This is a genomic window from Streptomyces sp. NPDC055966, from assembly GCF_042269865.1.
Taxonomy (GTDB): Bacteria; Actinomycetota; Actinomycetes; order Streptomycetales; family Streptomycetaceae; genus Streptomyces.
Map to the genome: position 1 here is coordinate 298,061 of NZ_JBHJYK010000002.1, position 24,296 is coordinate 322,356.

A 24,296-nucleotide genomic window follows, 5' to 3' on the forward strand; every position below is an offset into this window, starting at 1 on the left:
TTCTCAGAACTCCAGCCGCTCGCGACGGCCCAGCCGCATCACGATCGCCGCGAAGGCGAGGGTGACGACGAGCAGGGCGACGCCGATCGTGGTGGCGTAGGCGGCCTGACCGTCCCGGAACGCCTTCTGGTACACGTACAGGACCAGCACCGTGGTCGAGTAGTCGGGCCCGCCCGGTCCGGTCGTCATGATCTGTACGACCGCGAACGACTCGGCGCCGAGCGCGAGGATGCCCATGTAGACCCAGCCGGACTGCACGGTGTCCCACAGCAGCGGCAGGGTGATCCGGAAGAAGGTGGCGGCCCGGCCGGCGCCGTCGAGCAGCGCCGACTCGTACAGCTCGGTGGGGATCGAGGCCATGCCCGCCGAGAACAGGACCACGAAGAAGCCGACCGTGGACCAGACGAGCACGGCCATCACGCACCACAGCGCGAGGCTCGGATCGCCCAGCCACAGCGGCTGGACGCTGCCGAGGCCGATGCCCCGCAGTATCGAGTTGATCGCGCCGCTGTCCGGGTTGTACGCGAAGGCGAACAGCAACGCGACGATCGCGATGGACAGCACCTGCGGGAAGAAATAGACGATTTTGTAGAAGGACGAGCCCCGCACCCCGGAGATCGCGGGGCCGCCCTTCCTCCGCCGTCCGCCCACATTGATCATGAAGGCGAAGAACAGCGCCAGACTGATCGTCACCAGTGGCAGCACCAGGGCGAACAGCAGACTGTGCTCCAGCGACTTCCAGAAGATGTCGTCGTGGACCATCCTCGTGTAGTTGTCGAAGCCGACCATCTTGAATTCGGGGCTCAGGCCGGTCCAGTCCGTGAACGAATAGTAGATGGACTGGATGAACGGCCAGACCACGAAGAGCGCGTACAGTCCCAGGGGCAATGCCAGAAACCCCACGATGAACCGGTACTTGCCGTGCTGCATCGCCACTCCGGTGCGGTCAGGGTGCTGTTTACTGGTGCTTGTAGTGCTTGATGGTGGTGTCCTTGGCCGCTTCGTCGGCGAATCCCTGGATCTTCTTGATGGCCTCGGCCGGGGTGAGCCGGCCGGCCATCATCTCGCCGAGGCCGGACACCCCGATCTTCTCCTTCTGGAGCTGCACGTACCAGTCCTGAAGGCGCGGATTCACCACGTTGGATCCGGCCAGCTGAAGCGCCGCGACACCCGACTTGAGGCCCGGGGTGAGCGTGATGCCGGTGGTGCCGCCGTTGTAGGCCGTCAGCGACTTCACCTTGCTGGTGAAGTTCTTCGACGACGCCTCGGAGAGCATGATGCGCAGCTGCTCCATGCCGCCCTCGGGGTTCGCCGCCTTGGCCGGCACGATGAACGGCTCACCGCCGGAGGCCCAGATGGTGCCGAACGGCAGCTTGTCGCTGCTGTCGATGCCGGAGGGCGCGGAGACGGCCAGGTTGAAGTCCTTCGGGATGACGTTCGCCGACTCGTTCTCCACCCAGGAGCCGTTCGGGATGAAGAGCGCCTCGCCCTTGGCCCAGGCGGTCTGCGACTGGATGTGGTCCAGGCCCGGGGTGCCCTTGAGGATGTACCCCTTCTTGTACAGCTCGTAGTACGCCTCGAAACAGGCCTTGACGGCCGGGTGCTTCCAGGCGTTCGGCTCCAGGTTGTCGATGGCGTCGAGCACCTCGCGCCCGCCGACCTTGCCGATCATCGGGTAGAGCGAGAAGGGGAGGTAGTACGGGTACTTGCCCGCGTACGTCCAGCCCGCCATGCCCTTCTTCTTGGCCTTCTCGCAGACCGCGAGCATCTCGTCCCAGGTCTTCGGGTACTCCGCCCCGAGCGAATCCAGCGCCTTCTGCGAGTACCAGACGCCGTACACCGTGTAGGCGTAGTAGAAGATCCACACCGGGTTGCCGTCGAACTGGCCCATCTCCACGATGCCGGGGCGCAGCGTGTCGCGGACCTTCTTGCCCGGGTCGTCGTACGACGGCGCGTCCAGCAGCGGGGTGAGGTCGGCGAGCTGGTTCTTGCCGACGAGGACGCCCATGTCCATCTGCTCGGCGCCGGAGTTGTCGATGAGGTCCGGCGGGTTGCCCTGGTTGAAGCGGGGCTGGAGCGTGGACTGGATCTTCTGGGTGGCGGAGAACTTCACCTGCGCCTTGGGGAAGTCCTGCTGATAGATCTTCACCGCGTCCTGGGCGTACTCCTTGCCGAAGCCGCCGTCGAAGAGGACGAATTCCATCTGGGCGCTGTCGTTGACGCCCAGCGGGTTCTTGGCGGTCTTCTTCCCGGCCTTGTCCTTCTTCTGGCCGCCTCCGCCGCTGCTCGCACAGGCGGACAGCAGTCCCATACCCGGGGCCGCGACCAGGCCGAGCGCGGCGGACCGCTTGATCAGATCGCGCCGGCCGACGCCTTCGGCACTGTTGTTCGAGGTGGATCCCATGCTCAAGTCCTCGCCTTCTCCAGGACTCAGGCGGTGAACCGGATCCTCCCCGGCACCGCTGTCGGGTCAAGCTGGGTGGTGCAGGGTCACGCTGGAAGTGCCGACAGGTATAGTCCACTTCCCGCCACGGTAGCAAGATCGAATGCACGGTTCACCAAGGGTCTTTTCCGAGTTGAGACCTCGCGGAAATACCGGCCTCCGTCGCACCGGTGGCGGAAAAACTCGCGGCATAAGTCCCTGAATGCCACACCCAACACCCTTGACACCACCGGCCACTTGACGCCCTACTGGTTCCTACGCCCGGAGCTTGACAACGTTGTCCGACACAGGGCGCAGGAGGGGAATCCGTAGATGCAGCGGAGAACTCGGCACAGATGGGGTCCGGCGGCCGTCCTCACGGCCGCCTTTGTCATGGCCGTCGGCGCACAGGGCGCGGCGGTCGCCCTGCCCGCCAGGGCCCCGGCCGCCGGCGGCGAGTTCGCGTCCTCGTTCGAGGCGGGAGACCCGGCACCCGACTGGATCGACACCGTGGACACCGCGCCCGACGGCGGCAAGCGCGCCTCGGGCGTCGACGGCGGCTACAGCACCGGCATCCCGGGCAATGTGACGGACCATGTCACCGGCGTCCGGGCGAGCGGCGAGAACACGGGCGCCGGCGAGGTGAAGGAGAACCTGGTCGACGGCGACCCCGGGACCAAGTGGCTGACGTTCCAGCCCACCGGCTGGGCGGAGTTCGACCTCGACAGGCCCGTCAGGCTGGTGACGTACGCGCTCACCTCGGCCAACGACCACGCCGAGCGCGACCCGAGGGACTGGACGCTCCTCGGCTCCACGGACGGCAAGGACTGGAAGAGCGTCGACACCCGCTCCGGCGAGACCTTCTCCGAGCGGTTCCAGACCAGGTCGTACGACCTGGCCCAGCCGGCCGAGTACCAGCACTTCCGGCTGGAGATCACGAAGAACGGCGGCGCCCCCGACATCCTCCAGCTCGCCGACGTCCAGTTCTCCACCGGCGGCACCGGGGGCCCCGTCCCCGAGGACATGCAGACCGTGGTCGACCACGGCCCGACCGCCTCGCCGACGGCCAAGGCACGCGCCGGGTTCACCGGAAAGAGGGCACTGCGCTACGCCGGGCGGCACACGACGCCGGGCCGCGCGTACTCGTACAACAAGGTCTTCGGCGTGCATGTGAAGGTCGGCGCCGACACCCAGCTGTCGTACCGGATCTTCCCGTCGATGGCGGACGGCGACCGGGACTACGACGCCACGAACGTCTCCCTGGACCTGGCCTTCACCGACGGGACGTACCTGAGCGACCTGGGCGCCCTCGACCAGCACGGGTTCCCGCTGTCGCCGCGCGGGCAGGGCACCTCGAAGGCGCTGTACGTCAACCAGTGGAACGACGTGCTCTCGCGGATCGGCTCGGTCGCGGCCGGCAAGACGGTCGACCGGATCCTCGTCGGGTACGACTCCCCCGCCGGGCCCGCGAAGTTCCGGGGCTGGATCGACGACGTGGCGCTGAGACCGGTGGCACCCGAGAAGCCGCGGGCGCATCTGTCGGACTACGCGCTGACCACCCGCGGCACCAACTCCAGCGGCAGCTTCTCGCGCGGCAACGACTTCCCCGCGACCGCGCTGCCGCACGGCTTCAACTTCTGGACGCCGGTGACGAACGCGTCCTCGCTGAGCTGGCTGTACGAGTACGCGCGCGCGAACAACGACGACAACCTGCCGACGATCCAGGCGTTCAGCGCGAGCCATGAGCCGAGCCCGTGGATGGGCGACCGGCAGACCTTCCAGCTGATGCCGTCGGCCGCGTCCGGCACCCCGGACACCGGGCGCGAGGCACGCCAACTGCCGTTCCGGCACGAGAACGAGACCGCGCGGCCGTACTACTACGGGGTCCGCTTCGAGAACGGCCTCAAGGCCGAGATGACCCCGACCGACCACGCGGCGGTGCTGCGCTTCACCTACCCCGGCGACGACGCGAGCGTGCTCTTCGACAACGTCACCGAGCAGGCGGGGCTGACCCTCGACAAGGAGCACGGGACCGTCACCGGCTACTCGGACGTGAAGTCCGGCCTGTCGACGGGGGCGACCCGGCTGTTCGTGTACGGCACGTTCGACAAGCCGGTGACGGACGGCGGTTCGAGCGGGGTGAAGGGCTATCTGCGGTTCGCCGCGGGCGCGGACCACACGGTCACCCTGCGCCTGGCGACCTCGCTGATCGGCGTCGACCAGGCCAAGGACAACCTGCGCCAGGAGATCCCCGACGGCACCTCCTTCGACGCCGTGAAGGACCGGGCCCAGCGCGCCTGGGACAGGCTGCTCGGCAAGGTCGAGGTGCGCGGGGCGACCCCGGACCAGCTGACCACGCTGTACTCCAGCATGTACCGGCTGTACCTGTACCCGAACTCGGGCTTCGAGAAGGTGAACGGGAAGGACCAGTACGCGTCCCCCTTCTCCCCCATGCCGAGCCAGGACACCCCGACGCACACCGGCGCGAAGATCGTCGACGGCCAGGTGTACGTCAACAACGGCTTCTGGGACACCTATCGGACCACGTGGCCGGCGTACTCGTTCCTGACGCCCACTCAGGCGGGCGCGATGATCGACGGGTTCGTGCAGCAGTACAAGGACGGCGGCTGGACCTCCCGCTGGTCCTCGCCCGGCTACGCCGACCTGATGACCGGCACCTCCTCGGACGTGGCGTTCGCCGACGCCTACGTCAAGGGGGTGCGCTTCGACGCGAAGGCGGCGTACCAGGCGGCCCTGAAGAACGCGACCGTCGTCCCGCCGATGTCGGGCGTGGGCCGCAAGGGCATGGCCACCTCGCCGTTCCTCGGCTACACCAGCACCTCCACCACCGAGGGCCTGTCGTGGGCGATGGAGGGGTACATCAACGACTACGGCATCGCGCGGATGGGCGAGGCGCTGTACAGGAAGACGGGCGAGAAGCACTACAAGGACGAGTCGGAGTACTTCCTCAACCGCGCCCGCGACTACGTGAACCTGTTCGACCCGGAGGTCGGCTTCTTCCAGGGCCGGGACGACCAGGGGAACCGGCGGCTGGACCCGTCGGCGTACGACCCGCGCGTGTGGGGCTACGACTACACGGAGACCAACGGCTGGGGCGACGCCTTCACCGTCCCGCAGGACACCCGGGGGCTGGCCGACCTGTACGGCGGCCGGCAGGCGCTCGCCCACAAGCTGGACACGTTCTTCGCCACCCCGGAGACGGCCTCCCCGGACTTCGTCGGCTCCTACGGCGGTGTCATCCACGAGATGACCGAGGCACGCGACGTCCGCATGGGCATGCTCGGGCAGTCCAACCAGCCCGCGCACCACATCCCGTACCTGTACGACGCGGCCGGGCAGCCCTGGAAGACCCAGGCGGCGGTCCGCGAGATCCTCTCCCGGCTCTACCTCGGCAGCGAGATCGGGCAGGGCTACCACGGCGACGAGGACAACGGCGAGCAGTCGGGCTGGTACCTCTTCTCGGCGCTCGGCTTCTACCCCCTGGTGCCCGGCAGCGGTGACTACTCCATCGGCTCCCCGCTGTTCAAGCAGGTCACCGTGCACCTGGAGAACGGCCGGGACCTGGTGATCAAGGCCCCGGCGAACAGCACGAAGAACGTCTACGTCCAGGGCGTGACCTTCGACGGCCGCCCCTGGAACTCCACTTCGCTCCCCCACTCGCTGCTCTCGAAGGGCGGCGAGCTGACGTTCGCCATGGGCGCCCGGCCCTCGGCGTGGGGCACGGGCAGGAACGCGGGGCCGGTCTCCCTGACCCAGGACGACAAGGTGCCGGTGCCCCGGGCGGACGTGCTGAAGGGCGACGGGCCGCTGTTCGACAACACGTCGGCGACCGAGGCCACGGTCACCTCGGTGGACCTCCCGGTCGACCACGCGGTCAGGGCCGTCCAGTACACCCTGACGTCCCCGGCCGACCACACCGGGGCACCGGCCGGCTGGACCCTCCAGGGCTCGGCGGACGGTTCCACGTGGAAGACGCTGGACCACCGCTCCGCCGAGGCGTTCCCCTGGGACCGCCAGACGCGGGCGTTCACCATCGCGACGCCGGGCACGTACGCGAAGTACCGGCTGGTGCTGGACCGTGCATCGACGCTGGCGGAGGTGGAGCTGCTGGCCTGACACGGGGACGGCGCACACGCCTCAGAAACGGCACCGTGCGCCACCCGTACCACGGAGGACCGCGCGCCGGGGTCGGCGCGCGCGGGATCACCCGGTCGAGCTACCTCAAGCGGGTTGACGTCCTTCGCGGTCGGGCCGGTAGAGTCATGGTCAGGGGCAAGACAACGTTGTCGCCGCAAGCCGGCACCATCCGGGCGGACACACCCACCCCCCTCGCCCGCCCGGCTCGCGGACCCGGTGCGTCCTGAGCACCGGGTCCGCCCAGAGCTGTCCGAGTCGCGGACCAGCCATAGCCACCCGGCGAACATGAGTGCTACAAAGGCCGCATGTCGGACATGCCTGAGCGATTCAGGCGTCTCTCCTGGCGCTCTGTGATCGGCAAGAGCCCGCGGAGCGTCGCCGGGCAGGTCATGGTCCTGCAAGTGGCGCTGGTCGTGGTCCTCGTCATCTGCGGCGTCCTCGCCCTGTTCCTCCAGTCGCAACGGGACACCGGCGCCGAGGCCAGGCGCCGGTCCATCGCCGTCGCCCAGACCTTCGCCCACTCCCCCGGCCTCCTGCCGGCGCTGCGCACGCCCGATCCGTCCAAGATCCTCCAGCCGATCACCGAGACGACGCGCAAGGCCGCGGGCGTCGACTTCATCGTCGTCATGGACACGCACGGCATCCGCTACACGCACCCGATCCCCAGCAAGATCGGGCACCGGTTCGTGGGCCAGATCGCGCCGTCGCTGGCCGGCAAGGTCTACACGGAGAGCGTCCACGGCCCGCTCGGCCACGAGGAGCAGGCGACCGTTCCGGTCGACGACGCCCACGGCAAGGTGGTCGCCCTCGTCTCCGCCGGGCTGAAGGTCAAGAACATCACCAACGCGGTCAACCGGCAGCTGCCGATCATCCTGACGGCGGGGGCCGGGGCGCTCGTGGCGTCGACCGGCGGCACGGCGCTGGTGGGCAGGCGCCTGCGACGGCAGACCCACAGCCTGGCGCCCGACGAGATGACCCGCATGTACGAGCACCACGACACGGTGCTGCACTCCGTGCGCGAAGGCGTGCTCATCGTCGGTGCCGACGGGCGGCTGCTGCTGGTCAACGACGAGGCCAAGCGGCTGCTGGACCTGCCCGCCGAGGTCGAGGGACGCCACCCGTCGCAGCTGCCGGACCTCGATCCGGACGTCGTGGAACTGCTCGTCTCCCATCGCGAGGCCACCGACGAGGTGCTCTTCGCCGGGGAGCGGCTGCTGGCGGTCAACCAGCGCCCCACCGACAGCGCCGGAGGCCCCGGAGGCACCGTGGTGACCCTGCGCGACACCACCGAACTGCAGGCACTGTCCGGCCGGGCGGAGGTCGCCCGGGAGCGGCTCAAGCTGCTGTACGACGCCGGTGTGGGCATCGGCACCACCCTCGACGTGGGGAGCACCGCGGACGAGCTGGCGCGGGTCGCCGTACCGCGGTTCGCCGACTTCGTCACGGTGGACCTGGCCGACGCCGTGCTGTACGGCGACGAGCCGGCCGCCACCGCGACGGACCTGCGGCGCATCGCCATGTGCGGGATCCGGGACGACCATCCGCTCTACGAGAAGGACCGGCTGATCGACTTCCTGCCGATCACTCCCCAGGCCCGGGGGTACGGCAGCGGCCGCTCCGAGCTGGTGGCCGACCTGTCCGCCGCGCCGGACTGGCAGGCCCAGGACCCCGAGCGCTCCCGCGCGATCCTGGAGTACGGCATCCAGTCGCTGATCGTCGCCCCGATCCGCGCCCGCGGCGTCGTCCTGGGCATGGCGAACTTCTACCGGGCCAAGCGGGACCCCTTCGACGAGGAGGACGTGTCGCTGGCCGAGGAGCTGGTGGCGCGCGCCGCGGTCAACATCGACAACGCCCGCCGCTACGCCCGTGAGCACGCGCTGGCGGTCACCCTGCAGCGCAGCCTGCTGCCGCGCGCGCTGCCCGAGCAGAGCGCCCTCGACGTCGGGTACCGCTACCTTCCCGCGCAGTCCGGGGTGAGCGGGGACTGGTTCGACGTGATCCCCCTGCCGGGCAGCCGGGTGGCGCTGGTCGTCGGCGATGTCGTCGGCCACGGTCTGCACGCGGCCGCCACCATGGGACGGCTGCGCACCGCGGTGCACAACTTCTCCACCCTCGATCTGCCGCCCGACGAGCTGCTGAGCCACCTCGACGACCTCGTCGGCCGGATCGACCAGGACGAGGCCTGTGCGGAGGCGACAGGGGAGATCGCCGGCGCGACCTGTCTGTACGCGATCTACGACCCGATCACACGCCGCTGCACCATGGCGCGGGCGGGGCATCTGGCACCGGCGCTGGTCCACCCCGACGGCAGTGTCGCCTTCGCCGAGCTGCCGGCCGGTCCCCCGCTCGGCATCGGGGGCATGCCGTTCCAGACGGCCGAGCTGGAGCTGGCCGAGAACACCCGGCTGGTGCTGTACACCGACGGTCTGATCGAGGACCGCACCCGCGATCTGGACGTGGGCATGGAGCTGCTGCGGCAGTCGCTGACACGGCACCCGGACCGGTCGCCGGACGAGATGTGCCAGGCGGTGCTGGACGAGCTGCTGCCCGGGCGGCCCACGGACGACGTCGCGGTGCTCGTCGCGCGCACCCGGGCGCTGGCGCCCGACCGGGTCGCCGAGTGGGACGTGCCCCGCGATCCGGCCGCCGTGTCGGACATGCGCCTGGCCGTGACCGCGAAAATGGCGGAGTGGGGCCTCGACGAGCTGGGCTTCGCCACGGAACTCGTCCTGAGCGAGCTGGTCACCAACGCCATCCGCTACGGATCCGATCCGATCCGGCTGCGGCTGATCCGCGACCGCGCGCTGATCTGCGAGGTGGCCGACGGGAGCAACACCTCGCCGCATCTGCGGTACGCCGCGACGACCGACGAGGGCGGCCGAGGGCTGTTCCTGGTGTCGCAGATGACCGAGCGCTGGGGAGTCCGGTACAGCCCTCAGGGCAAGGTGATCTGGGCGGAGCAGGCGCTGCCGTAGCCCACCGCGGGGCCGGGCGGGCGGGGCTGCCGCGCGGCGGGGAGCCCGATGCTGAACCCGGTGCGGCCCGGCTCGCTGCGGACGTCAAGGCGGCCCCGGTGGGCGGCTTCGATCGCCGGCGCCACCGCGGGGCCCAGTCCGGAGCCGCCCTCGGCGAGGCCCCGGCGGGTGCGGGACGGGTCGGCGCGGGTGAAGGGGTCGAAGACGGTGGGCGGCAGGGCGGGCGGGATGCCGGGGCCGTCGTCGCGGACCCGGACGGTGGGCCGGCCGGCCGTGCTGCCGACGGTGACGGTGACCCTCGTACCGGGCGGGGTGTGCACCCGGGCGCTGGCCGGCAGGGCGGACAGCGCCTGCTTCAGGCGCGGTGCGTCACCGGTGACCAACGGCGTTGGTTCCGGCGGGAGTTCGAGGCGCCACACATGGTCCGGGCCGGTGGATCGGGCGTCCCGTACCGCCTCGGCGGCCAGCACGGCGAGGTCCACCGTCGGCGTCTGCGCGGGCGGGTCCTCGGCGAGGCGGGCGAGCAGCAGGAGGTTCTCGACCAGGCCGGTCATCCGGGCGGACTCGGTGCCGGTCCGGCGCCAGGCGGGGTCGGCGCCGCCCGGGCCGGGGGCTCGGTTCATGAGCTCGGCGTAGCCGGCGATGGAGGCGAGCGGGGTGCGCAGTTCGTGGCCGGCGTCGGCGATGAAGCGGCGGACGCGCTCCTCGCCGCGTCGGCGTGCGGCGTGCGCGGCCTCGACCTGGTCGATCATGCGGTTGAGGGCGGCGCCCATCTGGCCGGTCTCGGTGCCGGGGTCGGCGTCGGGCGCGGGGATGCGGGCGGGCTGGGCGGGCCGGTCGGGGGTGAGCGGGGTCCGGGCGACCTCGGCGGCGGTGGCGGCGAGGTGGCCGAGCGGGTGCAGCCGGCGGCGGACGGCGAGGGCGCAGCCGGCGCCCGCGAGGAGGAGGACGGTGCCGGCGGCCGCGGCCCCGATGCGCACGAACTGGCCGAGGTGTGCCGTACGTCGTCCTGGGGCAGGCCGGCCAGGACGCGGATGCCGTCGGCGCCGAGGGCGGTGACGCGGTAGGCGCCGAGTCCGGGGACGGTGCGGGTGTGGGCCGAGCCGTCGTCGGGGACGCCGGTGAGGGCGGCGCACCGGGCGGCGCGGAGCGGGCGCGGGCCGTCGTCCGCGCGGACGACCTCGGCGGCCAGGACGACACCGCCGGTGTCGAAGCGGGCGGCGAGCAGTCCGTCCGGGTGGCCGCCGGTGCCGAGGAAGGCGAGGTCGGCGGGGCGGGACGGATGGCGGGCGGCGCCGGTCACCCCGGCTGCGGCGGCGGCGCCGACCGGTCGTCCAACGCGCCCATGAGCAAGGCGTGTTGGGCGAGGACGGCGGTGAGCGCGAGGACGGCGCGGACGCCGACGAGGGTGGCGGTGACGAGGAGCAGGAGGCGGGTACGCAACGAGCGGCCCCTCGGTCGGGGGCTCATCTCCGGGACCCGGGGGTGTCAGACATGTACGGATTCTGTTCCGGTTCGCTGGGGGAACCCTGTGTTCAGCCTGAGGGCCGGTGATGACCCGGCCCGGGCACGGCGAAGGGCCGCCTCCCCGTCACCGGGGAGGCGGCCCTCAACTGCCCTGCGCGACCGCTTACTTGCGGATCAGGTTGCGCAGCACGTACTGCATGATGCCGCCGTTGCGGTAGTAGTCGGCCTCACCGGGGGTGTCGATGCGGACGACCGCGTCGAACTCGACGCCCGTGTCGGTGGTGACCTTGACCGTGCGCGGCGTGGTGCCGTTGTTCAGCTCGGTGACGCCGGCGAAGGAGAAGGTCTCCTCACCGGTCAGGCCGAGGGACTCGGCGGACTGGCCCTCCGGGAACTGGAGCGGCAGGACGCCCATGCCGATGAGGTTCGAGCGGTGGATGCGCTCGTACGACTCGGCGATGACGGCCTTGACGCCGAGGAGCGCGGTGCCCTTGGCGGCCCAGTCGCGGGACGAGCCGGAGCCGTACTCCTTGCCGGCCAGGACGACCAGCGGGATGCCCTGCTCGATGTAGTTGCGCGAGGCGTCGTAGATGAACGACACCGGCGCGTCGGCCTGGGTGAAGTCGCGGGTGTAGCCGCCCTCGGTGCCCGGCGCGATCTGGTTGCGCAGGCGGATGTTGGCGAACGTGCCGCGGATCATGACCTCGTGGTTGCCTCGGCGGGAGCCGTAGGAGTTGAAGTCACGACGCTCCACACCGTGCTCGGTGAGGTACTGGCCGGCCGGGGTGTCGGCCTTGATGGCACCGGCGGGCGAGATGTGGTCGGTGGTGACCGAGTCGCCGAGCTTGGCGAGGACGCGGGCGCCCGCGATGTCCTCGACCGGGGCCGGCTCCATGCCCATGCCCTCGAAGTACGGGGGCTTGCGGACGTAGGTGGACTCGGTGTCCCACTCGAAGGTGTTGCCGGTCGGGACCGGGAGGGACTGCCACTGGGCGTCGCCGGCGAAGACGTCGGCGTAGGACTTGTTGAACATGTCCTCGCCGATCGCGTTGGCGACGACGTCGTTGACCTCGGCCTCGGTCGGCCAGATGTCCGACAGGTAGACCGGCTTGCCGTCCTGGTCGGTGCCGAGGGCGTCCTTGGTGATGTCCACCTTCATGGAGCCCGCCAGAGCGTACGCGACGACCAGCGGCGGGGAGGCCAGGTAGTTCATCTTGACGTCGGGGTTGATCCGGCCCTCGAAGTTCCGGTTGCCGGAGAGGACCGAGGTGACCGCGAGGTCGTGGTCGTTGACGGCCTTGGAGACCTCCTCCGGCAGCGGGCCGGAGTTGCCGATGCAGGTGGTGCAGCCGTAACCGACCAGGTTGAAGCCGACCTTGTCGAGGTACGGGGTCAGGCCCGCCTTCTCGAAGTAGTCGGTGACGACCTTGGAGCCCGGGGCGAGGGTGGTCTTGACCCAGGGCTTGCGGGTCAGGCCCTTCTCGACCGCCTTCTTGGCCACCAGCGCGGCGGCGACCATGACGTACGGGTTCGAGGTGTTGGTGCAGGAGGTGATGGCCGCGACCGTCACCGCACCGTGGTCCAGCTCGTAGGTGGTGCCGTCGGGGGCGGTGACCGGAACCGGGTTGGACGGGAAGCCGTTCGGGTGGACGGCCGGGGAGTCGGAGGCCGGGAAGGACTCCTTGCCCGCCTCGTCGGCGTCGTCCACGTAGTTGCGGACGTCCTGCTTGAACTGCTCGGCGGCGTTGGCGAGGACGATGCGGTCCTGCGGGCGCTTCGGGCCGGCGATGGACGGAACGACGGTCGACAGGTCCAGCTCGAGCTTCTCGGAGAAGTCCGGCTCGGCCTTCGGGTCCAGCCAGAGGCCCTGCTGCTTGGCGTAGGCCTCGACGAGCGCGACCTGCTGCTCGGAGCGGCCGGTCAGGCGGAGGTAGTTCAGGGTCTCGCCGTCGATCGGGAAGATCGCGGCGGTGGAGCCGAACTCCGGCGACATGTTGCCGATGGTGGCGCGGTTGGCCAGGGAGGTGGCGGCGACGCCCTCGCCGTAGAACTCGACGAACTTGCCGACCACACCGTGCTTGCGCAGCATCTCGGTGATGGTGAGGACGAGGTCCGTGGCGGTCGTGCCCGGCTTGAGCTCACCGGTCAGCTTGAAGCCGACGACGCGCGGGATGAGCATGGAGACCGGCTGGCCGAGCATGGCGGCCTCGGCCTCGATGCCGCCGACGCCCCAGCCGAGCACACCGAGGCCGTTGACCATGGTGGTGTGCGAGTCGGTGCCGACGAGCGTGTCGGGGTAGGCCTGGCCGTTACGGACCATGACGGTCCGCGCCAGGTGCTCGATGTTCACCTGGTGGACGATGCCGGTGCCCGGCGGGACGACCTTGAACTCGTCGAAGGCGGTCTGGCCCCAGCGCAGGAACTGGTAGCGCTCCTTGTTGCGGCCGTACTCCAGCTCGACGTTCTGCTTGAAGGCGTCGTTGGTGCCGAACTTGTCGGCGATGACGGAGTGGTCGATGACCAGCTCGGCCGGGGCCAGCGGGTTGATCTTCGCCGGGTCGCCGCCCAGTTCCTTCACGGCCTCACGCATGGTCGCGAGGTCCACGACGCAGGGGACGCCGGTGAAGTCCTGCATGATCACGCGGGCCGGCGTGAACTGGATCTCCTGGCTGGGCTGGGCCTGGGAGTCCCAGCCGCCGAGGGCACGGATGTGGTCGGCGGTGATGTTCGCGCCGTCCTCGGTGCGGAGCAGGTTCTCCAGCAGCACCTTCAGGCTGTACGGAAGGCGGGCCGAGCCTTCCACCTTGTCCAGCCGGAAGATCTCGTACGACTCGTCGCCCACCTGCAGCGTGCTGCGGGCGTCGAAGCTGTTCGCCGACACGACAGTCTCCTTCATTGATGTGCGCGTACCACCGTCAATCGTGCCGCCACGCCGGTCTGACCGATCCGCTAAGGTAAAGCTAAGTTAGGTAACCCTTAGCGGGTGGCGGGGTGCGGTGCGCCTGGCAGATATCTCGATGTCGAGATAACTCTAGTACATGGCCGCCGGATGGTCATGCCGGGTCGGGCCGAACCCTGCCGTTTTTCGGCGACACGAACCACACCTTCCCCGTTTTCGCAACTAACCGCGATTAACGGACAAATCACCCAGATGGCCCCATCGCCCGTGAATTCACTGGTCACTGACGCGACATCACTCGAATGGACCCCCCTGACGGGCGCCATCTCATATCTGAGATAGCCTCAGTCTCATGTCAGACGACTACCTCGTACGCATCGGCAAGCTCATCCGTGACGCCCGGCAACACCGTGGCTGGACACAGACGCAGCTCGCGGAGGCGCTCGGCACCAGTCAGAGTGCGGTCAACCGCATCGAGCGGGGCAACCAGAACATCAGCCTTGAGATGATCGCGCGCATCGGTGAGGCGCTGGACAGCGAGATCGTGTCGCTGGGGTACGCCGGTCCCATGCATCTGCGGGTCGTCGGCGGCCGCCGGCTGTCCGGTGCCATCGACGTGAAGACGAGCAAGAACGCCTGCGTGGCGCTGCTGTGCGCCTCGCTGCTCAACAAGGGCCGCACGGTGCTGCGCCGGGTGGCCCGCATCGAGGAGGTGTACCGCCTCCTGGAGGTGCTGAACTCCATCGGCGTGCGCACCCGCTGGATCAACGACGGCGTCGACCTGGAGCTGGTGCCGCCGGCCGAGCTGGAGATCGCGGCGATCGACGCCGAGGCGGCCGTACGCACCCGCTCGATCATCATGTTCCTCGGCCCGCTGCTGCACCGCATGGACGCCTTCAAGCTGCCGTACGCCGGCGGCTGCGACCTGGGCACCCGGACCATCGAGCCGCACATGATCGCGCTGCGCCGGTTCGGTCTGGACATCGCGGCCACCGAGGGGCAGTACCACGCGCGGGTCGACCGCACGGTCCGCCCCGACCGTCCGATCGTGCTGACCGAGCGCGGCGACACCGTGACCGAGAACGCGCTGCTGGCCGCCGCCCGGCACGACGGCGTGACGGTCATCCGCAACGCCTCCTCCAACTACATGGTCCAGGACCTGTGCTTCTTCCTGGAGGCGCTCGGCGTCAAGGTCGAGGGGATCGGCACGACGACGCTGACCGTGCACGGCATGCCGAACATCGACGTCGACGTGGACTACTCCCCCTCCGAGGACCCGGTCGAGGCGATGAGCCTGCTGGCCGCCGCCGTGGTGACGGAGTCGGAGCTGACGGTCCGCCGGGTCCCCATCGAGTTCCTGGAGATCGAGCTGGCGGTCCTGGAGGAGATGGGCCTCGACCACGACCGCAGCCCCGAGTACTGCGCGGACAACGGCCGTACGCGCCTGGTCGACCTCACGGTCCGCCCCTCCAAGCTGGAGGCGCCGATCGACAAGATCCACCCGATGCCCTTCCCGGGCCTGAACATCGACAACGTCCCGTTCTTCGCGGCGATCGCGGCGACCGCGCAGGGCCAGACCCTCATCCACGACTGGGTCTACGACAACCGCGCGATCTACCTCACCGACCTCAACCGCCTCGGCGGCCGCCTCCAGCTTCTCGACCCGCACCGAGTCCTGGTCGAGGGCCCGACCCGCTGGCGCGCCGCCGAGATGATGTGCCCGCCGGCGCTGCGCCCCGCCGTGGTCGTCCTGCTGGCGATGATGGCGGCGGAGGGCACCTCGGTGCTGCGCAACGTGTATGTCATCAACCGCGGTTACGAGGACCTCGCCGAGCGGCTCAACTCCATCGGGGCGCAGATCGAGATCTTCCGGGACATCTGACACTCTTCAGAAAAAGCGCCGCCACACCCATCCTGACCTGCATGAACGCGAGGCGGGCGGGAGGTGGCGGCGCCTCTGGGACTCTGTGGGACTTTCGGCCGGGCCCGAAGTCTTCCGGTCGCTGCGCAGCGCGTTGCCGCACAGCGGCACGCTCCGTCACCGCCGAATGCGAGACAGGGCCGTTGGCCGGACAGACCCGAGGCTGTTGCCCCACAGAGACGAGTCGGTGCTCTTGAGGCTGGGGACGCCGCCGTACGTGCCGCCGTCGGCGGTGACGAGCGGGGCGGAGAGCTGGTCTTCCAGAAGTCCGTCGCGGACCCGCACGATGGTGCTCTCGTGGTCGGTCCTGCCGGGCTTGAACGTCTTCCCGTCGATCGCGGCCTTCAGGTAGTACAGGGCGTACTCGGCATAAAGGTCGACCGGCTGGGACACGGTGGCGTCGATGGTGCCGTTGGAGATGTCCTTGAGCTCCCTGGGGATGCCGTCGTTGGAGACGACGAACACGTGTTTCTTGTCCTTCGGGCCGACGAACAGCCCCTGCTGCTTGAGCACGTGGAGCGTGCCGGACAGCGCCAAGCTGGACTGCATGTAGATGCCCTTGACGTCCGGGTGGGCCGTCAGGTCGGTCTGGAGCTTCTGCGCGGCGACGGCGCCGTCCCAGTTGGTGGCCTCGCCGAACACCTTGATGCCCGGGTAGTTCTTCTTCATGCAGTCGTTGAACCCCCCGGTGCGGTCACGGCCGTTGATCGATGCGAGGTCTCCCTCCAGCATCACGACCTTGCCCTTGCCGCCCAGCTTGGTGCCCAGGTACTTGCATGCCTTCTCGCCGTAGGCGCGGTTGTCGGCGCGGACCGCCATGTAGACCTTGCCGGTGTCGGGTCGGGTGTCGATGGTGACGACCGGGATCTTCGCCGCCTGCAACTCCGCCAGGATCGGCGCGATGGCGAATGTGCTCTGCGGGGCCATCGCGATGCCCTTGACGCCCTGGAGGATGAGTGTCTGCACGTTGGCGGCGAGTTTGGCGACATCGTTCTGCGAGTTGGTGGTCTTGAGCGAGAGGCCGAGCTGCTTGGCGTACTCCGGCGTGTACTTGATGTACGCGTTCCAGAAGTCGGTGTCGGAGCGCGGGTACTCGACGCCGACCAGCGGCTGGCCGCCGCTCGACGGGGCCGTGACGCCGGAGCCGCCGCTGCAGGCGCTGAGCAGCACCAGTGCGGAGAGGGCGGAAGCAGTGGAGCAGAGGACGGATCTGAGCCTCATCGGTACTTTCTTATCTGTGCAAATCGTCCCTTCATCCAACATACATGCGGAAACCTCTCATCGTATCCGGCCCCGACGCCACGCCCAGGTCGCTGTGGACAGCGCCGACGCCGCCCGTGGACGTGTCAGGCGCGCCCGTGCGCCTGCTGCGTGTGTCGGGACAGTGAGTCAACGACCACCGCGGCGAAGAGCACCCCGCCCGTGATCACCAGCTGGACGGCGGTGGGCGTGTCAGTGAGGGCCATGCCCGAGGCGATCGACTGGATGACCAGGATGCCGAGCACTGCGGACCAGGTCGTACCGCGTCCTCCGAACAGGCTGGTGCCGCCGATGACGGCGGCGGCGATGGCGTTGAGCAGCAGGACGCCGGAGCCGGAGCTCTGGCTCACCGACGTGATGCGCGAGGCCAGGAACAGGCCGCCGGTCGCCGCCAGGGTGCCGGAGACCGCGAGCACGGCCGTCTGGACGCCGGTCACGCTGAGGCTGGCGCGACGGGCCGCCTCGATGCTGCTCCCCAGCGCGTAGACCTGCCGTCCGCAGAGCGTGCGCCGGAGCACGATGTCGAGGCCCGCCACGACGGCGAGGAAGATCAGCAGAGCCAGCGGCAGGCCCTGGAACTGGTTCAGCAGATAGGCGGAGGCGAACGCGATCACCGCCACTACTCCTGTGCGCACCCCGATGGTGTGCAGCGGGCGGTGCGACATGCCGACGGCCCTGCGACGGCGCCTGTTCCGGTAGGAGGTGAGGAAGACCAGAGCTGTGGCGAGTGCCGCCACCGCGTAGGCGACGCCGGCGTTGGTGAAGTAGTAGCTGGTCAGGTGGGCGATGAGCCCGTTCTCGTCGAGGTTGACGGTGCCGCTGGTGCCGAGGATGGCGAGCATGAGGCCGTTCCACGTCAGCAGCCCGGCGAGGGTGACCACGAAGGCCGGCACCCCGGTCCTGGCGACGGAGTACCCCTGGACGGCTCCTGCCGCGGTGCCCGTCAGCACGGCGGCGATCAGGGCAAGCCATTCCGGCACGCCGTTGTTGACGTTCAGCACCGCGAAGACCGCGGCGGCGAGCCCGCTGATCGAGCCGACCGACAGGTCGAGTTCACCGAGCAGCAGCACGAAGACCATGCCGACCGCGATGAGGCCCGTGCCCACGATGTCCACGCTGAGGTTGGACAGGTTACGGGGCGAGAGGAAGGCGGAGTTGATGCACTGGAAGATGATCCAGACCGCGGCGAGAACGAGGGTGACGGGAAGGTAGCCCAGCTCACCGGCGCTCAGCCTGCGCCGCCGGACGGCGATCCAGCCCGCCGCCGCACGGGTGACGGCCCTCCTGGCCCGGCGCTGACGGGCCTCTGCGGTGGCTGCTGCGGGATCGGCCCGCGTCTCGTCCGGCATGTCACGCATCCCTTTCACCACTCGGCCTCGCGGTGGGCCGGCCGGCGGGGCGCGTTGTCCGTGGCGCCCGTGATGGAGGAGATGATCTGCTCCTGGGAGGCGGTGCTCACGTCGAAGAAGCCGTTGTTGCGGCCGAGCCGCAGCACGGCGGCCCGGTCCGCGAGAGCCTTCACATCGCCCAAGTTGTGGCTGATGAGCAGGATCCCCAGGCCGTGGTCGCGGAGACGGTCGACGAGGTCGAGGACCTCGGTGGTCTGCTCGAACCCCAGCGCCGCGGTCGGTTCGTCCAGAAGGAGGACGCGCGGGTCGCCGAGGAGCGAGCGGGCGACGGCGACGGTCTGCCGCTGGCCGCTGGACAGTGACACCAGGGGGGCGCGCAGATCGGGGACGCTCCGGGTCAGGCGCGCCAGCAGCTGTCCGGTGCGGCGCTCCATCTCCACCTCGTCGAGGAAGCCGAACCTGCGGATCTCCCGTCCGAGGAAGAGGTTGCCGACGACGTCGAGGCCTCCGCACAGCGCCAGGTCCTGGTAGACGGTGGCGATGCCGAGGTCCCGGGCTTCCTGGGGACGCCGTATGTGAACGGGCCGGCCCTCCCACTCGATGCTCCCCTTGTCCGCGGGGGCGACCCCGGAGATCACCTTGACCAGGGTGGACTTGCCGGCACCGTTGTCGCCGAGCAGGGCGAGGACCTGGCCGGCGTGGATCTCCAGCTCGATGTCCCGGAGGACCTCGACGACGCCGAAGCGCTTGCACACACCGTGCAGGGCGAGCAAGGGGGGCGGCAAGAGAACCATCTCCTTCCCGGGCCCGGGGCCTGCCGGTCCCGCCTGTCAGGCCAGCCCGGCCTTGTGGCAGTCGTCCGCGAGTGGCGGGGCGCAGATCTGTTCGAGCGTGTACGCGCCGTCTTTCACCAGGGTGTTCTTGATGGTGGCAAGGGTCACGGGCACCGGGGTGAGCAGCACGGCCGGAACCTCCGCGCCGCTGCGGGTTTTCACCCGCCTGGTGGCCACCCCGTCGAGGCGCTGACCACGCGCGGCGGCCACGGCCATGGCGCCGCCGGCGGCGGCCTCGGGTCCGAACGGCTTGTAGACCGTCATGTACTGATCGCCGCTGACAATGCGCCGTACGGCTGCGAGCTCGGCGTCCTGCCCGGTGACGGGGGGCAGCGGGCTGACCTTGTTGGCCTTGAGGGCGGCGATACTGCCGGCGGCGAGGCCGTCGTTGGCGGCGTAGACGCCGTTGATGCTGCCGGCGCCCAGGGCGGCGATGGCTCCGGACATGTTCCGGTTCGCCGCCTCCGTGCTCCACTGGGGGGTGTCGTACTCCTTGGCGATCGTCACCTTCCCCCGGAGTTCGGACAGTGCGCCCTGTTTGAACGACAGCGCGTTGGGGTCGCCGGGGTCGCCGTTCATCATCACGATCCGGCCGCCGTGCGCCTTGGCGCCCATGGCCGTCAGCAGTGCCCTGCCCTGGAGCCTGCCGACCTCCTGACCGTCGAAGGAGACGTAGCCCGAGATCGGGCCCTCGGCGAGGCGGTCGTAGGCGATGACCGGGATGTGCGCGGCGGCTGCCTTTCCGACCGAGGCGCCCATGGCCCTGGCATCGACGGCCGTCAGCACGATGGCATCGACCCCGTTGGCGATCGACGAGTCCATCTGTTCCTGCTGAATGGCCACGTCACCTTTGGCGTTGGCGTACTCGATCGTGCAGTCGCCGCACAGCTGCCGGATCCTCTGCTCCAGCAGGGGCCTGTCCTGCGTCTCCCAGCGGGCTGTGGTGGATTCCGGCAGCAGCACGCCGATCTTCCGCGCGCTCCCTGCGCCGGAGGTGTTCCCGGCGCCCGGTCCGCAGGCGGTGAGGGACACGGCCGTCGAGACCGCGGCCAGGGCAAGGGCGGTGTCCCGGACGCAGGCTTTCATGCGCGAGGCCTCCTTCCTCCCTGGAGCCACGCGGCTGCAACGGCGGTGCGGCAGCATGGCCCACCGGGGCGAGGCGGGGTCTCGGCCCACACCCGCCCGGACCGGGCGAAAGCGGCAGAACGACCACGCCGTCAGTGTGACACCGGCCACGGTGAACTGCGAACCCGCTGCCGCGCAGTCGACACGACGTCGATCTGTCCGGTTCATCCCTCTGTGCGATTCTGGTAAAGGGAGTGCCCGGGCGATGGCCGGTCGGTACCCCGGCACGGACGGGAGGTAGAAGCGGACATGCCTCACGACGGCAGTGCCGGGGGCGGACTCTCGCAGCCGGGGACAGCCGAGGCCGGCGTCGCGGACACCAGCTCACCACCGGGGTCGGAGATCCCCGTGAGCGTCCGCGCCCTGACGTTCGCCGGAGCAGAGCTGGCAGTGCTCTATGTGCCCGGCGCAGGCTCTGACGACCTTCGGTCGGTGGACTCGGCCGGATGCGCCCCCGCCGAGTACCGGCTGCCGGAGCGTCTGGCCCTGTCCGGCGGCTCGCCCGCGGCCCACGCCTTCCGCGCCCTCCACCCCGTGTGGCTGACCCCCGCGGCACTCGCCGCCTACCCCGAGGGATGTCCGGCGCCGCCGCGGGCCCTGACATCGCTCGGTGCGCTGCCCCTCGGCGCCGAGGGCAGGCGGCTCGGCTGCCTCGTCGTCGTGGGCGCCGGTGAGAACGGCTTCGAAGCCGGGCAGCAGCGCTTCCTGGAGCGCTATGCCGACGCGGTCGCCGCAGTGCTGGAGGCCGGGGCCGGGGGAGGGACGCCGCCGGCACCCTTGGGTTCCGCACTGCGCCGCATGCGCGTCGGCTCCTTCGTCCTGGTGCCGGAAACCGGTGTGATCGACGCGGACGAGACGCTGCGCGAACTGGTCGGCATCAGGCCGGACGACTTCGACGGCAAGGCGGACTCCCTGCTCGCGCACGCACTGCCGGAAGACCTGCACGCGCTGATGTCGGTGCTGGAGCCGTCCACCCAGACGTCCGGCCGACGGGAACTGGACTTCCGCGTCCGCTGCCCCACCGGTGGGATGCGCTGGCTGAGCCTGAGGTGCCGCGTGGCGGCGGCTGCCGACGACCGGCCGGAGCGGGTGCTGGGCGTGGTGACGGCGACCTCGGTCCTGCACCGGGGCGCCGACGACGTCTCCCGGATCCAGTGGTTGACCGCCGCACTCGACAAGGCCACCACCGTGCGCGAGGTCAGCCACGTGGTGGTCACCGCCCTGCGCGAACCCCTGAGCGCCGACCGGGTGGCGTTCGCCGAACTGCAGCACGAACGGCTCCAGGTCACCCTGCTCGACCCGCCGCAGCCCGGCGCCTGGCCGCAGACATGGCGTCTCCAGTGGCGTTCGGAGTGGCCCGACGCGCCCCTCGGTGCCCTGCCCACCCTGCAGATGGCTCTGCGAGACGGACGTATGGACCTGTGGCCGACAGGCACAGCCTTCGAAGCGGGACTCGACGGCATCGGCCCCGGAGGCCTTGCCGTCCTGCCGCTGCCCGCACGGGGCCGGGTCGTCGGCGTGTGCCTGATCGGCTGGGACCGGCCGCACGAGTTCGTCCCCGAGGAGCGTTCGCTGCTGACCGCCACCGCCTCGCTGGCCGGCCAGGCCCTCACCCGCGCCCACGCCTATGACGCCGAACAGGAACTCGCGACGATGCTGCAGCGCAGCCTGCTGCCGCGACGTCTGCCCGAGCTTCCCGGCGGGATCGCCGTCGCCCGCTATCTGCCCGCTCGGCGGGGACTGCAGGTGGGCGGCGACTGGTACGACGTGATCGCTCTCTCCGAGGACCGGGTGGCGCTGGTCATCGGCGACGTGCAGGGCCACAGCGCCGCAGCCGCGACGATCATGGGCCAGATGCGTACCGCGGTCCGGGCGTACGCGGTGGAGGGCCACCCGCCCGACGTGGTCGTCTCGCACGCCAACCGCCTCCTTGTCGGTATGGAGACGGATCTCTTCGCCACCTGCTGCTACGCCGAACTGGACATGGACGAGGGCGACGTCCTGTTCGTCCGGGCCGGGCACGTCGCACCGCTGCTGCGGCATCCCGACGGCAGCACCGAGGAGGTCGAGATCGAGGGCGGCCTTCCGCTGGGCATTTCCATGGACGCGGACTTCCCGATGACCGCGGTGGCACTGGCGCCCGGAACGATGCTCGCGCTGGTCACCGACGGGCTGATCGAGGCCGTCGACCTGTCCCTGGACGAGGGCATGCGCCGCACGCGCGCCACCCTCGCCGCGGCCGACCCGTCGGATCCCGGGCGGGTGGCCGACGACCTGCTGGGCGACGTCGGCCGCCGCGAGGACGACGTGGCGCTGTTGCTGCTGCGCTACGACGGCATGAAGACCCGGCCGATCCGGTCGGGCTGGGTGGTGTGGCGGCTGCCCGACGCCGTCATGCACGCCCGCCGGTTCACCGCGCGCACGCTGCGCCGCTGGAAGGTCGAAGAAGCCACCGACCCGGTGCTGCTGGTGGTGTCCGAACTCGTCACCAACGCCCTGGTGCACACCCAGGGCCCGGTCCGTCTCGACCTGATGCTGCGCGGGGACCGGGTGCGTGTCTGCGTGAGCGACTCCTCTCCGCGGGCGCCCGCCAGGCCCGTGATCGTGGACTGGGAGTCGACCGGCGGCCGGGGTCTGCTCCTGGTCGAGGCGATGTCGGAGTCCTTCGGCACGGTGCCCGTGGCCGGCGGCAAGCAGGTGTGCAGCGAGATAGCGGTACCGCGTCGTGAACCGGCTTCGGTGGGCGCAGAACCAGGCGCCGAGGACGGGGGCCGATCATGATGTGTCGTAGGCGACTCGCGACGCCCCGTACGCGGTATGTCGTCGGCGCGCTTGTCGCGGGCCTGCTGGCCATGCCCTCGGCCGCCTGCACAGGAGCGGGGACAGCCACCACGGAGAGCTTCACCGTCGGCCTGCTGCTGCCGAGCCGGGTGGTGCCACGCTGGGAGCACTCCGACAGGCCGCTGATCGAGCAACGGGTGAAACAGCTCTGCCCGCACTGCAACGTCATCTACGGCAACGCCGACGACGACTCGACGGCCCAGCGGCAACAGATGATCGCCATGATCACCAAGGGAGTCAGGGTCCTCATCCTCGGCGCCACCGACAACAGGGCGCAGCGCTCTTCCGTCCAGGAGGCGCGCAACGCGGGCGTCCCCGTCGTCGCCTACGACAGGCTCGCCGACGGCCCGATCTCGGGCTACGTCAGCTTCGACGGCGTAAAGGTCGGCACGCTGCAGGGCCAGGCTCTCCTCAAGGCCATGCACGCCGCGGCCAAGGGCGGGACCATCGTCATGTTGAACGGCGACCCGACCAGCCCCAACGCCGCGTCGTACAAGAGGGGTGCACTGTCCGTCCTGCGGGGCAGGGTGAGGATCGGCCGTTCCTACGACACCCTGGGCTGGAGCACGAACAACGCGAACGCCAACATGTCCGCCGCCATCTCGGCCCTGGGCCCGGGCCGGATCGACGGCGTCCTGGCCGCCAACGACGCCATGGCCGCAGGCGTCATCTCCGCGCTCAAGAGCGCCCACGTCAGTCCCCTTCCACCGGTCACCGGCCAGGACGCCGACCTCGACGCGGTGCAGCGCATCGTCAGCGGCGAGCAGTCCATGACGGTGTACAAGTCCTTCCGCGCGGAAGCCGAAGCAGCCGCTGCCATGGCTGTCGCCCTGGGCCGCGGCGAGAAGCTGCACGCCATCGCCACGACGACGACCGACAGCCCCACCACCCGCCGCATCCCGTCCGTGCTCCTCACCCCGGTCGCCGTGACAACCGCCGACATCAAGCAGACCCTCGTCAAGGACGGTGTGTACACCGTCGCCCAGATCTGCACACCGCCGCTGCGGGCCGCTTGCGCGAAGGCAGGGCTGACTCCGTAGACGGGC

Annotated in this window: 14 protein-coding genes; 5 read left to right on the forward strand and 9 right to left on the reverse strand. The window is 70.0% G+C overall.

Annotated features, from left to right (window positions below; genetic code table 11):
* Positions 1-3: 3 nt before the first annotated feature.
* Together ACFC8N_RS05660 and ngcE are read right to left on the reverse strand one after the other, a co-directional pair.
* Positions 4-930 carry a sugar ABC transporter permease gene (locus ACFC8N_RS05660; RefSeq protein WP_356021707.1) on the reverse strand — a complete coding sequence of 309 codons (927 nt, stop codon included), beginning with the start codon at positions 928-930 and terminating at the stop codon, positions 4-6.
* 28 nt (positions 931-958) lie between these two features.
* Entirely contained in the window at positions 959-2,404 is a 1,446-nt protein-coding gene (gene ngcE / locus ACFC8N_RS05665; RefSeq protein ID WP_376286715.1) for an N-acetylglucosamine/diacetylchitobiose ABC transporter substrate-binding protein, read from the reverse strand.
* A gap of 351 nt (positions 2,405-2,755) precedes the next feature.
* Here ngcE and ACFC8N_RS05670 point away from each other — a divergent pair, with 351 nt between their 5' ends.
* Both ACFC8N_RS05670 and ACFC8N_RS05675 read left to right on the forward strand, forming a co-directional pair.
* Positions 2,756-6,559, forward strand: a complete 3,804-nt coding sequence (locus ACFC8N_RS05670) for a GH92 family glycosyl hydrolase (RefSeq protein WP_376286718.1) — start codon at positions 2,756-2,758, stop codon at positions 6,557-6,559.
* 326 nt (positions 6,560-6,885) lie between these two features.
* Positions 6,886-9,555, forward strand: a complete 2,670-nt coding sequence (locus ACFC8N_RS05675) for a SpoIIE family protein phosphatase (RefSeq protein ID WP_376286721.1) — start codon at positions 6,886-6,888, stop codon at positions 9,553-9,555.
* Here the strand turns inward: ACFC8N_RS05675 and ACFC8N_RS05680 are convergent.
* The 3 genes from ACFC8N_RS05680 to acnA form a co-directional block, all read right to left on the reverse strand.
* A complete protein-coding gene (locus ACFC8N_RS05680; RefSeq protein ID WP_376286724.1) occupies positions 9,516-10,535 on the reverse strand; it encodes an ATP-binding protein in 1,020 nt (339 codons plus the stop codon). The two genes, ACFC8N_RS05675 and ACFC8N_RS05680, sit on opposite strands and share 40 nt — an antisense overlap.
* Positions 10,536-10,854: 319 nt before the next feature.
* Positions 10,855-10,998 (reverse strand): hypothetical protein, encoded by a 144-nt coding sequence (locus tag ACFC8N_RS05685; RefSeq protein ID WP_376286727.1) that lies wholly within the window; start codon positions 10,996-10,998, stop codon positions 10,855-10,857.
* Between the two features lie 187 nt (positions 10,999-11,185).
* Positions 11,186-13,903, reverse strand: a complete 2,718-nt coding sequence (gene acnA, locus ACFC8N_RS05690; protein WP_376286730.1) for an aconitate hydratase AcnA — start codon at positions 13,901-13,903, stop codon at positions 11,186-11,188.
* Between the two features lie 370 nt (positions 13,904-14,273).
* Between acnA and ACFC8N_RS05695 the strand changes: the two genes are divergently transcribed.
* On the forward strand, positions 14,274-15,803 hold the full coding sequence (locus tag ACFC8N_RS05695; RefSeq protein WP_356021694.1) for a UDP-N-acetylglucosamine 1-carboxyvinyltransferase: 1,530 nt from the start codon (positions 14,274-14,276) through the stop codon (positions 15,801-15,803).
* Between the two features lie 156 nt (positions 15,804-15,959).
* On the opposite strand, the gene ACFC8N_RS05700 is transcribed toward ACFC8N_RS05695, so the two are convergent.
* The 4 genes from ACFC8N_RS05700 to ACFC8N_RS05715 all read right to left on the reverse strand — a co-directional run bounded on the left by ACFC8N_RS05700 (position 15,960) and on the right by ACFC8N_RS05715 (position 20,370).
* Positions 15,960-17,063, reverse strand: coding sequence for a sugar ABC transporter substrate-binding protein (locus tag ACFC8N_RS05700; protein ID WP_376286733.1), 1,104 nt, complete (start codon positions 17,061-17,063; stop codon positions 15,960-15,962).
* Between the two features lie 125 nt (positions 17,064-17,188).
* Positions 17,189-18,460, reverse strand: a complete 1,272-nt coding sequence (locus tag ACFC8N_RS05705; protein WP_376286736.1) for a sugar ABC transporter permease — start codon at positions 18,458-18,460, stop codon at positions 17,189-17,191.
* Between the two features lie 5 nt (positions 18,461-18,465).
* The gene (locus ACFC8N_RS05710) at positions 18,466-19,245 is read right to left on the reverse strand and encodes an ATP-binding cassette domain-containing protein (RefSeq protein WP_376286739.1); all 780 of its coding nucleotides are present in this window, start codon (positions 19,243-19,245) and stop codon (positions 18,466-18,468) included.
* Positions 19,246-19,281: 36 nt separating this feature from the next.
* Positions 19,282-20,370 (reverse strand): substrate-binding domain-containing protein, encoded by a 1,089-nt coding sequence (locus tag ACFC8N_RS05715; RefSeq protein WP_376286741.1) that lies wholly within the window; start codon positions 20,368-20,370, stop codon positions 19,282-19,284.
* Positions 20,371-20,658: 288 nt separating this feature from the next.
* Here ACFC8N_RS05715 and ACFC8N_RS05720 point away from each other — a divergent pair, with 288 nt between their 5' ends.
* A complete protein-coding gene (locus tag ACFC8N_RS05720) occupies positions 20,659-23,190 on the forward strand; it encodes a SpoIIE family protein phosphatase (RefSeq protein ID WP_376286744.1) in 2,532 nt (843 codons plus the stop codon).
* Positions 23,187-24,290: a sugar ABC transporter substrate-binding protein gene (locus tag ACFC8N_RS05725; RefSeq protein ID WP_376286747.1), complete on the forward strand. Its 1,104-nt coding sequence runs from the start codon at positions 23,187-23,189 to the stop codon at positions 24,288-24,290. The genes ACFC8N_RS05720 and ACFC8N_RS05725 overlap by 4 nt, the downstream gene beginning before the upstream one ends.
* Positions 24,291-24,296: the final 6 nt, after the last annotated feature.

Excerpts from the sequence above, each read along its gene's own strand:
- ACFC8N_RS05660 (WP_356021707.1), bottom strand. The coding sequence starts at position 930 with ATGCAGCACGGCAAGTACCGGTTCATCGTGGGGTTTCTGGCATTGCCC.
- ngcE (WP_376286715.1), bottom strand. The coding sequence starts at position 2,404 with ATGGGATCCACCTCGAACAACAGTGCCGAAGGCGTCGGCCGGCGCGAT.
- ACFC8N_RS05670 (WP_376286718.1), top strand. The coding sequence starts at position 2,756 with ATGCAGCGGAGAACTCGGCACAGATGGGGTCCGGCGGCCGTCCTCACG.
- ACFC8N_RS05675 (WP_376286721.1), top strand. The coding sequence starts at position 6,886 with ATGTCGGACATGCCTGAGCGATTCAGGCGTCTCTCCTGGCGCTCTGTG.
- ACFC8N_RS05695 (WP_356021694.1), top strand. The coding sequence starts at position 14,274 with ATGTCAGACGACTACCTCGTACGCATCGGCAAGCTCATCCGTGACGCC.
- ACFC8N_RS05700 (WP_376286733.1), bottom strand. The coding sequence starts at position 17,063 with ATGAGGCTCAGATCCGTCCTCTGCTCCACTGCTTCCGCCCTCTCCGCA.
- ACFC8N_RS05705 (WP_376286736.1), bottom strand. The coding sequence starts at position 18,460 with ATGCGTGACATGCCGGACGAGACGCGGGCCGATCCCGCAGCAGCCACC.
- ACFC8N_RS05710 (WP_376286739.1), bottom strand. The coding sequence starts at position 19,245 with ATGGTTCTCTTGCCGCCCCCCTTGCTCGCCCTGCACGGTGTGTGCAAG.
- ACFC8N_RS05715 (WP_376286741.1), bottom strand. The coding sequence starts at position 20,370 with ATGAAAGCCTGCGTCCGGGACACCGCCCTTGCCCTGGCCGCGGTCTCG.
- ACFC8N_RS05720 (WP_376286744.1), top strand. The coding sequence starts at position 20,659 with ATGCCTCACGACGGCAGTGCCGGGGGCGGACTCTCGCAGCCGGGGACA.
- ACFC8N_RS05725 (WP_376286747.1), top strand. The coding sequence starts at position 23,187 with ATGATGTGTCGTAGGCGACTCGCGACGCCCCGTACGCGGTATGTCGTC.